We start from the raw sequence: 15253 nt of genomic DNA, 5'->3' as shown, positions 1-15253 counted from the left end.
CGAGGACCTGCCACAGGGTGAAGACGCGGGCCGGCACGTTCAGGGCCCCGGCCAGCGGGTTGAGAACCGTACGCACCACGGGGACGAAGCGGGCCAGCACGATCGCCTTGGCGTGCCCGTACTTGGCGAGGAACTCCTCGGCGCGCTCCGCGCCTTCGTGCAGGCGCTGGGACCGGCTGCGCTCCAAGAGGGCGCCGCCCGCGCGCCGACCGATCAGGTAGCCGGTCTGGGCGCCCGCCAACGCTCCGACGGCCGAGGCTGCCAGCACCAGGGGGAGCGAGAGGCGCAGATCACCCTGGGAGGATCCGGCGCACAACAGACCGGCCGTGAACAGCAGCGAGTCGCCGGGCAGGAAGAACCCGACCAGCAGCCCGGTCTCCGCGAACATCACCACCGCGATGCCGACGATGCCGAAGGTGGCCAGGAGGGAGTGCGCGTCGAGCAGGTTGACCGCGAGGTCGCTCGGGGCCGGGGCGGCCGAGGAGACGGAGGCGGCCAAGGAGATGTCAACGGCCATGGAAGGGGGCCTCTCATTGGGTTCGGGACGGATACGCGCAGCCGAAGCCGGCCGCCGGGGGGAACATCCGGTCGACTACAATCCCGTAGACGGTCTACGGCACTGTAGACGATCGCAAGGCGGGGAGAGAGCGATGACCGGGGCGACGGCCGACCGCAGACCGGCGGGTGAGCTGGAGGCGAGCGTGCTCGCCGCGCTGTGGGCGGCGAAGGAACCCCAAACGGCCGTCCAGGTTCAGAAGACCCTGACGGCGGACCTCGCGCGCACGACGGTGACGACCATCCTGTCTCGCCTGCACGAGAAGGGGACCGTCGCCCGGGAGCGCTCCGGCCGCGGCTACGCCTACTTCCCCGTACGCGACGCCCACGGCCTCACGGCCCGGCGCATGCACCACGAGCTCGACAAGGACAGCGACCGCGAGACCGTCCTCGCCCGGTTCGTCTCCGAGCTGAGCCCCGACGACGAGCGCGTCCTACGGGAACTGCTGGACGGCGGCGCACAGTGATCACCGGCCTGCTCGCATCCCTCCTGCTGCCGTTCGCCGCACCGCCCCTCGCCCGCTGGGCCGCCCCCCGACTGCGCCCGCCGGTCGCCCTGTGGGCGCTGACCGTCACCGCGTGCGCCCTCGCGGCCGGCTGGCTCGCCGCCCTGGGCGGCCTGCTGCTCACCGGCGCGCTCGGCGTGTCCGCGCTGGCGCGCCTCGGCCACCTGATCCACCCGCTCGACGTCGCACCGCCCGCCCTCGCCGACCCGGCGGCCGCGCTCGCCGTCGGCGCCCTGTCGCTCTGCGCGTACGGGATCACCCGCTCGGTGCTCCGCCAGCTCCGTCACTACCGCCGCGCACGCGAGCAGGTGCGCGGGGCGGCCGAGGCCGGCGACCTCAGCATCCTGGACCGGCCCGACCCCGACGCCTACGCCCTGCCCGGGAACCCGGGGCGCGTCGTGGTGACCTCCGGCATGCTCCGCGCCCTGGACGGGCCCGAGCGCGAGGCGCTGCTCGCCCACGAACGGGCCCACCTGAGCGGCCGCCACCACTGGTTCCTCGCCGCCGCCGACCTCGCCGCGCGCTGTCACCCCGCCCTGCGGGCCGTACGCGACGCCATCGCGCTGGCCGCCGAGCGGGTCGCCGACGAGGCCGCCGCGGCCGCCACCGGAGACCGCCGGCTCACCGCGCGGGCCATCGGCCGCGCCGCGCTGGCCGGGCAGGGGCACGGGCACGGGCGCGGCGGTGCGGCGGTCGGCGCCCGCCCGGCCTTCGCCGCCCGCGCCGTCGGCGGGCCGGTCCCGCAACGCGTACGGGCCCTGCTCCACCCCCCGGCGGCCCGGCCGCTCGCGGCAGCGGCGGCGGCTTGCCTGCTGATGGCCCTCGCGGCGGGAACGACCGTCACCACCGGCGTCGGGCTCGACCTCCTGCACCGTGACGTGGAGGTCGCCCAGGGCGAGGCACCGGGCGGCCACTAGCACTTCGGCCCGAGAACGGCCCGAGAACGGCCCGAGGTACCCGATCGGCCTGAGGTACCGGATCGGCCCGGGATGCCGGGTCGGCCCGAGACGCCGGTCGGTCAGAGGTACCGGGCGAAGTCGTCCAGGACGCGCAGCACCTCCGGCTCCGCCGCCGGCGGCAGTTGCAGTACGACCTCCTCGATGCCGAGGTCCGCGTAGTGGGCCAGCTTTCCGGGGTTGGGGCGGACGGCATACGGGACCACCTGGAGGGTCTTCGGATCGCGACCCGCTTCCTCCCACGCCCGCCGCAGCACCGGGACGGATTCGGTGAGCCCGCCGCCGCCGATGGGCAGCCAGCCGTCGGCGTGCTCGGCGACGGCCGCGAAGAGCTTCGGCCCGGCGGCGCCGCCGATGAGGGTGCGCGGCCCGTACAGCGGGACGCCGGGGCCCAGCTCACGCGCCGGGCGGGCCGGCTTGGGGTGGGCCTGGCTGGCCCGTACGGAGCCGAACCGGCCCTCGTGGGCGGTGGGCTCGGGGGACCACAGGGCGCGCATCAGGGCCAGCCGGTCCCCGACGAGTTCGCGCCGGGTGCGCCATTCGACACCGTGGTCGGCGGCCTCCTCCACGTTCCAGCCGTAGCCGACGCCGAGGGTGAAACGACCGCCGGAGAGGTGGTCCAGCGTGGCGGCCTGCTTCGCGAGGACGATCGGGTCGTGCTGCGCGACCAGGGTGATGCCCGTGCCCAGGTGGAGCCGCTCGGTGACGGCGCCGGCCTGGCCGAGCGCCACGAAGGGGTCGAGCGTGCGCCCGTACTCCTCGGGCAGTTCACCGCCCATCGGCGCGGCGGTGTCACGGCTGACGGGGATGTGCGTGTGCTCGGGGAGGTAGAGGCCGGAGAAGCCGCGCTCCTCCAGGGCCCGGGCGAGGCGGGTGGGGCTGATGGTGCGGTCGGTGAGGAAGATGGTCGTGGCGATCCGCATGGGTGATGGCACCTCCGAGACGTCGGACGGCCAACGTACGGCGCCCCGACTGCCCGGCGACAGAGCGCGGCCCGCGCCTCGCCGGCCCGGGGTCGCAGGTGTCAGGCGATCGGTTGGCGGAGTTCCGTGCGGACCTTGAGGGTGGTTTCGGCCACGCGGGTGAGGTCGATGGAGGCCGGGGTTTGCCGGGCGGTCTCGGCCGTGACCACGCCGACCGTGGCGCCCGTGTTCCCGTCCGCCCAGGCGCACATGGGGAGGGAGACCTTGGTGCCGTTCTGGAGCGAGGTGAGCACCTGGCAGGTCAGGGTGACGTCCGAGCCGGTCGGCGTGATGTCCTTCGGGGGTACCGCCGGCTGGGTCCCGTCGCCCTCCTGGGCACCCTTGACCATCTTCCGGCGGGCGTCCGCCGGGTCCTTGAACTGGCCGTACATGCCGGAGACGACGAGGACGCCGGGGTCGGTGGCCGATTCGGAGGTGTACCGGGCGACCACCGGCTCGGGGTTGCGGACCTTCGGGTCGTAGGTGCCGTCGACTGTCTCCTTGCCCTTGGTCCGGGACGCGTCATCGGAGAGCCGGTACGTGCCGAGCAGCGTCTTCGGTACCGTCAGGCGGTAGGTGGCGGCGGGGAAGCCGGCCCCGCTCGCGACGGCTCCGGCCTGGGTGATCCGGTTCACCACGAAGCCGGCGACGAGCAGCCCGCCCAGGACCATCGCGACGATGGCGATCACCATCCCGGTCCGGTTCTTGCGCGGCGGCGGCCCCATCGGCGGCCCCATCGGGGGGCCGCCCCAGGGTGCCTGGCCGGGGTACGGCTGCTGCGCGTAGGGTCCGCCCGGGTATCCCTGGGGGCCCGACTGCTGTGGGAACGGCTGTTGCTGCCCGTACTGCTGACCGCCGTACTGCCCGCCGCCGTACGGGTTCGGCTGCTGCGGGGTCCCGTAGGGGCCGGGGGAGTGCGGGGGCGAAGGCGGCATGCTCATGACCGAACGCTACTTCACGCCCAGGAGATGCCGTCCGCCGCAACCGGCGGCTCCGCCCCGCCGCCGGGGGTCAGGCGCGCGGGTAGCGCGCCAGCCAGCCCGGGGCGGAAGCGGAAGGGCCGTGGAGGGCCGGACCCTGGGTCATCTCCAGGGCGAAGTCGTCGGCCAACTCCAGGATCGTGGCGCGGCCTTCCAGGTCGGCCAGCCAGGCCGCCGGCAGGGCCGTCTCCCCGTGCAGCGCGCCGAGCAGCGCCCCGCACATCGCGCCGGTGACGGTGGAGTCCCCGCCGTGGTTGACGGCGAGCCGCAGCCCGTGCGGGACGTCCTCGGCGACGAGGGCGCAGTACACGGCGACGGCCAGCGCGTCCTCGGCGTCACGGCCGTCGCCCGGGGACAGGGACTCCACCATCTTCGGGCTCGGCTCCCCCTGCGTGGCGGCGGAGACCGCGCGCTGGAGGGCGTCGGTGACCGGCTGATGGGAGGGGCGGACGCCGAGCAGGCCGAGGGCGCGCTGGACGGCGGCGTCCAGCGACTCGCCCCGGGTCAGCCCGTGGACGATCACGGCGAAGGCGCCGGCGGACAGGAACGCGGTGGGGTGTCCGTGGCTCTGCGTGGCGCATTCCACCGCCAGTTGCAGGACGAGGGCCGGTTCCCAGCCGACCAACAGGCCGAAGGGGGCCGAGCGGGCGGTCGCGGCGGCGTCCCGGGCGGTGGGGTTCTTCGGCTGGTCCGGGGTGCCGAGCATGTCGTCGGCGAAGCCGGTCATGCAGGCACGGTCGGGCCCGCGGCGGGCGTAGAGCCACTCCTGTTGCGCGAGCCAGCCGTTGTCCTTGCGGCGCTCGTCGGGACCCCAGTCGTGCTGGGTCGCGGCCCAGCGCAGGTAGGCCCGGTGGACGTCGGTCGGCGGGTGCCAGCCGCCGGTGTCCCGGCGTACGTGGGCCCGGATCAGCCCGTCGACGGTGAAGAGGGCGAGTTGCGTGGACGCGGTGACGGTGCCCCGGCGGCCGAAGGCAGGGGCCGGTTCGGTCAGGCCGGCCAGGCCGTGGGTCTCGCGGATGCCGTCGAGGGAGAGCCCGGCGACGGGCGCGCCGAGGGCGTCGCCGATCGCGGAGCCGAGCAGGGCGCCGCGCACCCGGCTGCGGAAGTCCTGCTGTTCGGCCCGGCCCCAGAGGGCGGTGGAGGTGGCGGTGGAGGAGAGGGTGGAAGTGGCCGCCGAAGGGCCGCTGCCCGCGGGGGCCGCTGCCTCCGGGGCCGTAGGTGTCGCTGTACTCGTGTCCATGCTGTTTCCCCCCAGGTTTTGGCGCGCACTGTAGTGGACAGGTTCGGTCGAACCCGGACGGTATGAGTCACGTCGCGCAGAAGTGGCCGGAGAACGGCCGGAATCCGAACGCTTCCGACCGCAGTCGGTCGTCGCCCCGCCATCGATGGCCCGCGGACGCCGCGACGCCCCCGACCGGTCCGTGACCGTTCGGGGGCGTGCGTACGTGTGCGCCCGTGTGCGCCCGTGTGCGCGAGCCGGCTCGACCGCGGCGTCAGCAGGCGAAGTCGACGCGACGGAACGAGGCGTAGTGGTCCGCCGTGTAGTAGTCCTCGGCGGTCTGTTGGCCCGTGATGATGCGCCGGGCGCCGCGTGTCGGGGAGCCCGGGGTGATGACGGTGTACTCGTGGTAGTAGCCGGTGGCGTGGGCGGGCAGCAGGCCCTCGCGGTTCTGGAAGACGACGCCGTCCTGGGAGTACGGGAACGGGCCGCCCTGGTCGATGAGGTCGAGGGTGTCGTGGGCCTGGGAGGGCAGGGCGGAGTAACAGATCCGGCCGACCGAGGTGGCGGAGGCGACGGAGGTGGGGGCGGCGGGGGCGGCGGAGGCGGCAGGGCCCGCGAGGAGGGTGACGGCGACGGCGGCGGCGGCGCCGAGGGCTGCGATGCGTGGGGAGATCCTCATGCCGGCCATGATGGCGCGCGTAGAGCCGGCCATGGAACGCCAACTGCCCTGTGTTCCACCGCTGTTCATCGGTCCGGCGATGGGCGGAACCGGGACGCCGACCGGCCTTAAGCCCTCCGCAACCGGGGCAGGTTCCCGACGTGGGATACGCCTTCGGCGAGGGCGCCGTTTGTAGGCTGGTGACGTGCTGCCCCGTCTTCCCGGAAGGCGCCCTCGCCGTGAACACCCCGCACGATCACGACCTTGACCACGAGCACGGCGAAGCCCCCGCCCACGACCACGTGCACGACCACGCGGACCACGTGCACGACCACGCGGACCACGCGCACGACCACGCGGACCACGCGCACGACCACCGGCACCGCCACGCCACCCGCAGCTCCCGGCTGCGCCACCGGCTCGCCCACCTCCTCACCCCGCACAGCCACGACACCCGCGACAAGGTCGACCCCGCGATGGAGTCCTCCCGCGACGGCATGCGCACCCTGTGGCTCTCCCTGGCCGTCCTGGCGCTGACCACCGTCGTCCAGGCCGTCGTCGCCGCCCTCTCCGGCTCGGTGGCGCTGCTGGGCGACACCCTCCACAACGGGGCCGACGCGCTCACGGCCGTACCGCTCGGCATCGCGTTCGTCCTGGGCCGGCGGGCGGCCAACCGCCGCTACACCTACGGGTACGGCCGCGCCGAGGACGTGGCCGGCATCGTCATCGTGCTGACCATCGCCGCCTCCTCCGCGCTCGCCGCCCACGCGGCCGTGGACCGGCTGGTGCACCCGCGCGGGATCAGCCACGTGGGGGCGGTGGCCGCCGCGGCGGTGGTCGGATTCGTCGGCAACGAATGGGTGGCCCGGTACCGCATCCGCACTGGCCGCCGGATCGGCTCGGCCGCCCTCGTCGCGGACGGACTGCACGCCCGGACCGACGGGTTCACCTCGCTCGCCGTCCTCCTCGGCGCGGGCGGCGCCGCGCTCGGTTGGCGGGCCGCCGACCCGCTGGTGGGCCTACTCATCACCGCGGCGATCTTGCTGGTGCTGCGCGACGCGGCCCGAGAGATCTACCGCAGGCTGATGGACTCCGTCGACCCCGCCCTCGTCGACACCGTCGAACGGGCGCTGCGCGGCGTGGACGGGGTACGCGGCCTCGGGCAGGTCCGGCTGCGGTGGATCGGCCACACGCTGCGGGCCGAGGCCGACATCGTCGTCGACCCGCACCTCACCGTCGTGCAGGCCCACGCCTTGGCCGTCGCCGCCGAACACGCCCTCATCCACGCCCTGCCCAGGCTGACGGCCGCCACCGTCCACACCGACCACACCGCCGACCACGACCACGGCGGCGCCGACCCGCACGCGGCCCTCGCCCACCACACCGCGCCGCACCACGTGACGCCCGCCTGAGCGGGCGCGACCGGCGCGCGCGGCCTCAGTCCACCAGCGGCAGCAGCTCCGGCAGGTGCCCGTCCGAGGCCGCCGCCGCCCGGACGCGCTCCTCCGGCACCTCCCCGTACAGGGTCGTACGAGGCTTCGCGGGCCGCCCGGCGGCCTCCGCGACCGCGATCAGGTCCCGCACGGACTTGTACGAGCCGTAACTCGAACCCGCCATCCGCGAGATGGTCTCCTCCATCAACGTCCCGCCCAGGTCGTTGGCCCCGGAGCGGAGCATCTCCGCCGCGCCCTCCGTGCCCAGCTTCACCCAGCTCGTCTGGATGTTGGTGATGTGCGGATGGAGCAGGATCCGGGCCATCGCCGTCACCGCCCGGTTGTCGCGGACCGTCGGCCCGGGCCGCGCGATGCCCGCCAGGTACACGGGCGCGTTGGTGTGGATGAACGGCAGCGTCACGAACTCCGTGAACCCGCCCGTCCGCTGCTGGATCCGGGCAAGCGTGCGCAGGTGCCCGAGCCAATGGCGGGGCTGGTCCACGTGCCCGTACATCATCGTGGACGAGGAGCGGATGCCCAGCTCGTGCGCTGTCGTGACGACGTCGATCCAGTCCGCCGTGGGCAGCTTGCCCTTGGTCAGCACCCAGCGGACCTCGTCGTCCAGGATCTCCGCCGCCGTGCCCGGTATCGAGTCGAGCCCGGCCTCCTTGGCGGCCGTCAACCAGTCCCGTACGGACATCCCCGTCCGCGTGGCGCCGTTGACGACCTCCATCGGCGAGAACGCGTGGACGTGCATGCCGGGCACCCGCTCCTTCACCGCCCGGGCGATGTCGAAGTACGCCGTCCCCGGCAGGTCCGGGTGGATGCCGCCCTGCATGCACACCTCGACCGCGCCGACGTCCCACGCCTGCGCGGCCCGGTCCGCGACCTGGTCCAGGGAGAGCGTGTACGCGTCCGCGTCGGTCCGGCGCTGCGCGAACGCGCAGAACCGGCAGCCGGTGTAACAGACGTTGGTGAAGTTGATGTTCCGCGTGACGATGTACGTGACGTCGTCGCCCACCACCGACCTGCGCAGGTCGTCCGCGATCCGGCACAGCGCGTCCAGCGCCGGCCCGTCGGCGTGCAGCAGCGCCAGCGCCTGGGCGTCGGTCAGCTTCGTCGGGTCGTCGGCCGCCTGCGTGAGGGCCGCCCGTACGTCCGTGTCGACGCGCTCGGGCACCATGCCGGGGGCGGCGGCCTCGCGCAGGGCGTCCCAGTCGCCGTAGACCAGGTCGAAGTCCTCGCGCCGGTCGCCCGTACGCCCCTCGGTGTCGATGGTGGCGTGCAGGTCGGTACGCCCGTACGCGGTGAAGCCCTCGTCCGGCTCCTGCCACGGGTGGCCCGTCACCTCGGCTGTCTCGTCCGCCAGCCCGGTCTCCGGATCGGCGAGCGCCCGTACGTGCGGCAGCAGGCGCGGGTCCAGCCACGGCTCGCCGCGCCGCACGAACTCCGGGTACACGCACAGCCGCTCGCGCAGCTCGAAGCCGGCGGCCGCGGACCGCTCGGCCAGCAGGTCGATCTGGGGCCAGGGCCGTTCGGGGTTGACGTGGTCGGGGGTCAGCGGGGAGACGCCGCCCCAGTCGTCGATGCCGGCGCCGATCAGCCGCGCGTACTCGCCGTCGACCAGGTTGGGAGGCGCCTGCAGGCAGGCCGCGGGGCCCATGATGTGCCGGGCGACGGCGATCGTCGCCACCAGGTCGTCGAGTTCGGCGTCCGGCATCCCGCGCATCGCCGTGTCCGGCTTGGCGCGGAAGTTCTGGATGATCAGCTCCTGGATGCCGTGGTAGGCGCGCGAGACGCGGCGCAGCGCGAACAGCGACTCCGCGCGCTCCTCGTATGTCTCGCCGATGCCGATGAGCAGGCCGGAGGTGAACGGTACGGAGGACCGCCCGGCGTCCTCCAACACGCGCAGCCGGACCGCCGGCTCCTTGTCGGGGGAACCGTGGTGCGGGCCGCCCGGCTCGGACCACAGGCGGGTGGCGGTGGTCTCCAGCATCATCCCCATGGACGGGGCGACCGGCTTGAGGCGCTGGAAGTCGGCCCAGGACATGACGCCCGGGTTGAGGTGGGGGAGCAGGCCCGTCTCCTCCAGGATGCGGATCGAGATGGCCCGTACGTAGGAGATCGTGTCGTCGTAGCCGTGCGCCTCCAGCCACTCGCGCGCCTCGGGCCAGCGGTCCTCGGGCTTGTCCCCGAGGGTGATGAGCGCTTCCTTGCAACCGAGCGCGGCGCCGCGGCGGGCGATGTCGAGCACCTCGTCGGGCGACATGAACATCCCGTGACCGGCGCGGCGGAGCTTCCCGGGGACCGTCGCGAAGGTGCAGTAGTGGCACTTGTCGCGGCACAGGCGGGTGAGGGGGACGAACACGCTCTTCGAGTACGTGATCACGCCTGGCCGGCCGGCCGCGGCGAGGCCGGCGTCGCGGACCCGGGCGGCGGAGGCGGCGAGGTCCGTCAGGGCCTCCCCGCGCGCCTGGAGGAGCACGGCCGCCTCGGTCGCGTCGAGCGCGACGCCGTCACGGGCACGCCGGAGCGCGCGGCGCATCGCGTTGTCGGTCGGAGCGTCACTCGGAGTGGTCATGGGCCGAGCATACGATCCGGTCGACCGGGCGGGGGGAGGTCATCGCATCAACTCACCGGCGTTGACCAGCAGGGACTGGCCGGTTATGGCACGTGCCCGGTCGCAGGCGAAGAAGACGGCGGCGTCCGCGACATCGCCGTCGGTGGCGAGGTCCGGTAGGGCCATCCGCTCCGTCAGCCGCGCGTGCACCTCGGCTTCGGGCACGCCCTCGGAGTGGGCGGTGAAGGTAACGAAGGCTTGCACGGGCGGACCCCACATCCAGCCCGGCAACACGGTGTTGACCCGGATCCGGTGGGGGCCGAGCTCGCGGGCCATGGAGTACATGGCGGAGGTCAGCGCGCCCTTGGACGCGGCGTACGCGGCCTGCTGCACCTGGGAGGGGGAGGCCACGGCGGACTGGGTGCCGATGATGACGACGGAGCCGCCGGCCCGCTTGAGCGCGGGCAGGCAGGCCCGGGTCATGCGCAGGGTGCCGAGGAGGTTGACGTCGATGATCTGCTGCCAGGTGCCGAAGTCCGCGTCTTCCAGACCGCCGAAGTAGGAGTCCCAGGCGGCGACGTGCACGACGGCGTCGATGCCGCCGAAACGCTCGACGGCGAGCGCGGCCAGGGCCTGGCACTGCGCCTCGTCGGTGATGTCGGTGGGGCGGTGGGCGGTGTGCGCGCCGTCGGGGTCGATCTCGGCGGCGGCCTTGGCCAGGTTGGCCTCGGTCCGCGCCCCCAGCACGGCGTTCCCACCGTCCCGCACGACGGCGGCGGCCACCTGATGCCCGAGCCCGGCGCCGACCCCGGAGACGATGACGGTCTTCCCGCGAAGCAGCATGCGGCCTGGCCTCCTGTGACTGTGCCCACGTTTCACCTGACGGGGCGTCAGGGTAGAGCCCGGGGCGGTGGATGGGAAGGCGGGGGCGGGGCGGGGTCTCGGGGGCGGTGCACCCTTCCGCGGCGTCGGGACGCCCCCAGGGGAAGGGAACGGTCGGCGTTTGAGGCGCGGGGCCTGGGACGGAGCCCCGGAAAGCCCCGAGCGCAGCGCGGCTGACCGCTAGGCGCCCATGGAGGGAACGGGGGTCGCCTGGTGGTAGTACATGCGCCACGTGCCGTCGACATCGTCCCTGCGCCACAGCGAACTCCGCCGCGCCCGTTGCCCGTCGATCACGGTCGTGTACGTGAGGTGCACCAACCCGGGGGCCAGCGCGACGCCGGTCATCTCCGACGGCTCGTAGCGCGGGCCGCCGGCTGCCGCACCCTCCATCTCGGGCAGCGCTGCCACCATGTCGTCATAGGTCCAGCGTCGGCCCGAGGCGCCGACCTCCACGAACTCCGGGTCGAGGAGTCGACGGGCAAGTGCTCGGGACGTGCGTACGTGGGGATCCATCAGCCGCAACTCGCGCGCGATCGCTTCCCCCACCCCATCTGCTTCGGTCATCCCACCATTTTCGTCCGGACGGCGAGGACTGCCGGTCTGATCGGCGCCAGGTCACGTCAGCCACCCCGGGTCGGTGGCCTGCGCCCTCCCTCCGGGCGGCAGTCGGTGGCGGTTTCAGCGGCCTGTTGCCGGCCGATGACGTGCGGTTCGGCGCCGGGGCACGTCAGCCGTTCCACGATCCGTGGCGGCCTATGACCGGCCCCGGACGGGTCGCGGACGCGTGCCAACGGGAGTGCGTAGCGATCTGTCGCGCCGGTGGGTGGGTCCCCTCGCTGCGCTCGGGGCTTTCCGGGGCTCCGCCCCAGGCCCCGCGCCTCAAACGCCGGCGAGGCTTGAATGGACCGTTACCGCCCCCAGCCCATCCCTGATCCCGCTCCGCCGGACCCCTGCCCCCTGCCCCCCGCCCCCCGAAGCCCCCGCCCGTCGAACACATGGCGAAGGTGAGACGAATGGTGTGTCATATCTGCCGGGGTGACGGCGAGTCGTGGGCGAATACCTGATAGACAGAATATTCACGGCTCGACCAGCCACACGTCCTGTCGGCCGCCTTGGGGGGATCGCCGCACTGTGAAGCCGCTTCACCGCCACGTAGTCAACACCTCGCGCAAGGTCCTGTGCACCGCCGCGCTCGCGGCCAGCCTGACCACCGCCGCGGTCGTGACCAACACACCGACCGCGGGCGCGGGGGAGTCCGAGCCCACGCCCGACAGTCCACAGGCCACCGACCGCGGTGACGCCCGTCTGGATCTGCCGGGCCTGGTCGCCGATCCGCCTCCGCCGCCCGGAGCCGTCGCTCCCGAGGGCGCCAGCGGCATACCCGCGACCGCGCTCGACGCCTACAAGCGCGGCGCGGTGTCGGTGGCCGCCGCGCTGCCCCACTGCAACCTGCCCTGGCAGTTGCTCGCGGGCATAGGCAGGGTCGAGTCCGTGCACGCATCCGGCTACGGGCTCAAGTCCGACGGTTACACCGAGAAGCCGATCCGCGGCCCCCGCCTCGACGGCAACGGCTTCGCCCAGATCAAGGACACCGACAAGGGCGAGTGGGACGGGGACACCGAGTACGACCGCGCCGTCGGGCCGCTCCAGTTCATCCCCGAGACGTGGAAGACGTGGGGCGCCGACGGCAACGGCGACGGCAAGCGCGATCCGAACAACATCTACGACGCCGCACTGGGCGCCGGCCTCTACCTCTGCGCCGGCGACCGGGACCTCTCCGATCCGGCCAAGCTCGACCAGGCGATCCTGAGCTACAACAGCTCCCGCGACTACGTGAACTCCGTACTCGGGTTCATGCGCCAGTACCAGGACGGTGGCGTCGCCGACGTCCCGAACCCGCCCGCGGGCAACTACCCGACGCCCCCGGTCACGGCCCCGCTGCCCACGCCGACGCCCCCGGCCCCCCAGCCGCCCGCCGGCAAGCCGAACAAGCCGACCGAGCCCGAGAAGCCGAAGCCGACGCCCCCTCGGCTCAACAAGCTGGAGCCGGTCGGCGATCCGGAGCTGACGGCCGAGGTCGGGGCCGCGTTCGCCCCGGACGCCAAGATCAAGGCGACGCTCTCCGACGGCAAGCCGGCCGTGGGACAGAAGGTCGTGTTCGTCGTCGAGTCGGACACCACCGGAGGCACGCTCTTCCAGGACGCCAAGAAGGCCGACGTCGTCGTCGTCACCGACAACCAGGGCATCGCGCGGGTGCCACAGCTCGTCGCGGGCCCGAAGCCCGGCACCTTCTCCTTCCGCGCCTCGGCCTACGACGCCTCGAACCAGTTCACGGTGACGCTCAAGGGCACCGTCACCGCGAAGCCGGCCGCGGACCTGCTGGTGCGGGCCGACGCCGGGACGAAGCCGCTGGAGATCGTCGCGGGCGACAGCGTCAAGGACTTCCGCGTGCTCGCGACGTACAAGGGCCGGCCGGTGGCCGGTACGAAGGCCACCGCGGGCCTCGGTGTGAAGGGCGAGGACGGCGCGTGGGTCCCGGTGGAGCCCGAGAAGGCGACCGGTCCCTACTTCAAGGGCAAGGACGGCAAGAAGCTGTTCACCCTGGACCTCGACCCGAGCGGCGCCGACGGGCAGCTCACCCTGCCGGAGTTGCTCACCACGGACGTGGCGCCGGGTACGTACTTCCTTCGGGTCGTCACGCCGGAGAAGGTGGAGTTGATCCTGGAACTCAAGATCACCGCCCCGCCGACGCCGACCCCCACTCCCACCCCTACGCCGACCCCCACCCCGACCGGCAGCCCCAAGACCACCAAGCCGTAAGGCCCCAGGCCGCAACCGCCGTAGGCCGGAACGCCGAGCGCCCCCGGCACCGTACGCACGGTGCCGGGGGCGCTCGCGTACACGGACCCGCGCGAGCGGGGAAAGGCAGGAGCCCCGCCACCTCCGCTCGCACGGAGGAGGCAGGGCTCCTTGGGTACTGCTTAATCCAACCGCGATCCGGTCGGCCAGGCGACTAGGCCGGGGTGACGTTCTCCGCCTGCGGGCCCTTCGGACCCTGCGTGACGTCGAAGTTGACCTGCTGGTTCTCCTCAAGGGAGCGGAAGCCAGAGGCGTTGATCGCGGAGTAGTGGACGAAGACATCCGGGCCGCCGCCGTCCTGGGCGATGAAGCCGAAGCCCTTTTCAGCGTTGAACCACTTCACGGTTCCGGTAGCCATGAGCCCTCCTATGGGCCAAAGGGTCGCCCTGCTCCAGAACCTGCTAAGAAGTCTGAAAACTACAAAAGCCTGCGGGTCACATTCTCCGCAGGCTTCGTACTGCAAGGGAAACCAAACTGCAACTTGCGTCGAGCCTAGCACGCACCCTGCGGCCGAGACCAGAGGGAAAGATCACGTCACTCGGACGTTTGAGACCCGCCCTAAGGCTGACGAGACCCCGGGGGCTAGTCTCGCGATGTGGACGTCTATCGCAGCCGGCCCCGAGTCGGCCACATCCAGTTCCTGAACTGCCTTCCGCTCTACTGGGGGCTGGCCAGAACCGGCACGCTGCTGGACCTGGAGCTGACGAAGGACACCCCCGAGAAGCTGAGCGAGCGGCTCGTCCAGGGAGATCTGGACATCGCGCCGATCACCCTCGTTGAGTTCCTGCGCAACGCCGACCAGCTCGTCGCCTTCCCCGACCTCGCCGTGGGCTGTGACGGCCCCGTGATGTCCTGCGTGATCGTCTCGCAGGTCCCCCTGGAGGAACTCGACGGTGCCCGAGTGGCCCTCGGATCGACCTCCCGTACGTCCGTCCGTCTCGCCCAGCTACTGCTCGCCGAGCAGTACGGAGTACGCCCCGACTACTTCACCTGCCCCCCTGACCTGGGGCTGATGATGCAGGAGGCCGAGGCGGCGGTCCTGATCGGGGACGCCGCGCTGCGCGCTTCGCTGCACGACGCGCCCCGGCTCGGCCTCGCCGTGCACGACCTGGGGCAGATGTGGAAGGAGTGGACCGGACTGCCGTTCGTCTTCGCCGTCTGGGCCGCCCGCAAGGACTACCTCGCCCGCGAGCCCCTCGTCGTGCGCGAGGTCCACGAGGCGTTCCTCTCCTCCCGGGACGTCTCCTTGGAGGAGGTCACCAAGGTCGCCGAGCAGGCGGCGCGCTGGGAGAGCTTCGACGCCGAGTTGCTGGAGCGGTACTTCACCACCCTCGACTTCCGCTTCGGTCCGGAGCAGCTGGCGGGCGTGCGTGAATTCGCACGCCGTACCGGTTCCGCCTCGGGCTACGCGGCGGACGTGACCGTAGAACTGCTGGCCGCGTCCCCCGCCGGCCATTAGCGCGGCTTATACCCGGCGGGCGGGAAGGGGAACGCGGGAGCGACGCGCGAGCCCCTTTCCGTATCGCGGAACGGGCAATAGGTCGTTTCCCGGGAATTCGTTCCCCTTTCGCTTTCCGTCGTGGGAATGGACGGTTCCGGGAGGGGAGGAGAGGGGCGCCCATTCACGCCTCCGGCCCGGATGCGGGCGCCCCGGGCGGGAGCCGGCCCGCAGGCGGAGGG

14 protein-coding genes are annotated in these 15253 nt (G+C 72.9%); 5 read left to right on the top strand and 9 right to left on the bottom strand.

Annotation, left to right across the window (positions count from 1 at the left end; genetic code table 11):
* On the bottom strand, window positions 1-517 hold a 517-nt coding region (locus tag ABZ934_RS14670; protein ID WP_361312583.1), incomplete at its 3' end, for a DedA family protein.
* 133 nt (window positions 518-650) lie between these two features.
* Here ABZ934_RS14670 and ABZ934_RS14665 point away from each other — a divergent pair.
* On the top strand, window positions 651-1022 hold the full coding sequence (locus ABZ934_RS14665; protein ID WP_361312581.1) for a BlaI/MecI/CopY family transcriptional regulator: 372 nt from the start codon (window positions 651-653) through the stop codon (window positions 1020-1022).
* Window positions 1019-1978: a M48 family metalloprotease gene (locus ABZ934_RS14660; protein ID WP_361312580.1), complete on the top strand. Its 960-nt coding sequence runs from the start codon at window positions 1019-1021 to the stop codon at window positions 1976-1978. Before ABZ934_RS14665 ends, ABZ934_RS14660 begins: the two co-directional genes overlap by 4 nt.
* Before the next feature lie 101 nt (window positions 1979-2079).
* Here the strand turns inward: ABZ934_RS14660 and ABZ934_RS14655 are convergent, their stop codons facing one another.
* From ABZ934_RS14655 to ABZ934_RS14640, 4 genes are all read right to left on the bottom strand, one after another.
* Entirely contained in the window at window positions 2080-2940 is an 861-nt protein-coding gene (locus tag ABZ934_RS14655) for an LLM class F420-dependent oxidoreductase (RefSeq protein ID WP_361312578.1), read from the bottom strand.
* A gap of 101 nt (window positions 2941-3041) precedes the next feature.
* Complete coding sequence (locus ABZ934_RS14650; protein ID WP_361312577.1) at window positions 3042-3920, bottom strand: hypothetical protein; 879 nt, start codon at window positions 3918-3920, stop codon at window positions 3042-3044.
* Window positions 3921-3990: 70 nt separating this feature from the next.
* Window positions 3991-5199, bottom strand: a complete 1209-nt coding sequence (locus ABZ934_RS14645; RefSeq protein WP_361312575.1) for an ADP-ribosylglycohydrolase family protein — start codon at window positions 5197-5199, stop codon at window positions 3991-3993.
* Window positions 5200-5452: 253 nt separating this feature from the next.
* Entirely contained in the window at window positions 5453-5860 is a 408-nt protein-coding gene (locus ABZ934_RS14640) for a ribonuclease domain-containing protein (protein ID WP_361312574.1), read from the bottom strand.
* Between the two features lie 281 nt (window positions 5861-6141).
* Between ABZ934_RS14640 and ABZ934_RS14635 the strand changes: the two genes are divergently transcribed.
* On the top strand, window positions 6142-7251 hold the full coding sequence (locus tag ABZ934_RS14635) for a cation diffusion facilitator family transporter (RefSeq protein WP_361312615.1): 1110 nt from the start codon (window positions 6142-6144) through the stop codon (window positions 7249-7251).
* A 25-nt stretch (window positions 7252-7276) separates the two neighbouring features.
* Here the strand turns inward: ABZ934_RS14635 and ABZ934_RS14630 are convergent, their stop codons facing one another.
* From ABZ934_RS14630 to ABZ934_RS14620, 3 genes are all read right to left on the bottom strand, one after another.
* The gene (locus ABZ934_RS14630) at window positions 7277-9853 is read right to left on the bottom strand and encodes a bifunctional FO biosynthesis protein CofGH (protein ID WP_361312572.1); all 2577 of its coding nucleotides are present in this window, start codon (window positions 9851-9853) and stop codon (window positions 7277-7279) included.
* A gap of 39 nt (window positions 9854-9892) precedes the next feature.
* Window positions 9893-10675 (bottom strand): SDR family oxidoreductase, encoded by a 783-nt coding sequence (locus ABZ934_RS14625; RefSeq protein ID WP_361312570.1) that lies wholly within the window; start codon window positions 10673-10675, stop codon window positions 9893-9895.
* A 219-nt stretch (window positions 10676-10894) separates the two neighbouring features.
* The gene (locus tag ABZ934_RS14620) at window positions 10895-11278 is read right to left on the bottom strand and encodes a DUF4440 domain-containing protein (protein ID WP_361312568.1); all 384 of its coding nucleotides are present in this window, start codon (window positions 11276-11278) and stop codon (window positions 10895-10897) included.
* Between the two features lie 567 nt (window positions 11279-11845).
* Between ABZ934_RS14620 and ABZ934_RS14615 the strand changes: the two genes are divergently transcribed.
* On the top strand, window positions 11846-13534 hold the full coding sequence (locus ABZ934_RS14615) for a hypothetical protein (protein WP_361312566.1): 1689 nt from the start codon (window positions 11846-11848) through the stop codon (window positions 13532-13534).
* 193 nt (window positions 13535-13727) lie between these two features.
* Here the strand turns inward: ABZ934_RS14615 and ABZ934_RS14610 are convergent, their stop codons facing one another.
* Window positions 13728-13931, bottom strand: a complete 204-nt coding sequence (locus tag ABZ934_RS14610; RefSeq protein WP_007265804.1) for a cold-shock protein — start codon at window positions 13929-13931, stop codon at window positions 13728-13730.
* 237 nt (window positions 13932-14168) lie between these two features.
* On the opposite strand from ABZ934_RS14610, the gene ABZ934_RS14605 reads away from it, so the two are divergent.
* Complete coding sequence (locus ABZ934_RS14605; RefSeq protein ID WP_361312565.1) at window positions 14169-15032, top strand: menaquinone biosynthesis protein; 864 nt, start codon at window positions 14169-14171, stop codon at window positions 15030-15032.
* Window positions 15033-15253 lie beyond the last annotated feature (221 nt).

The organism is Streptomyces sp. NPDC046557, from assembly GCF_040645975.1.
Classification (GTDB): domain Bacteria; phylum Actinomycetota; class Actinomycetes; order Streptomycetales; family Streptomycetaceae; genus Streptomyces.
This window is presented reverse-complemented; position numbering and strand designations above follow the sequence as displayed.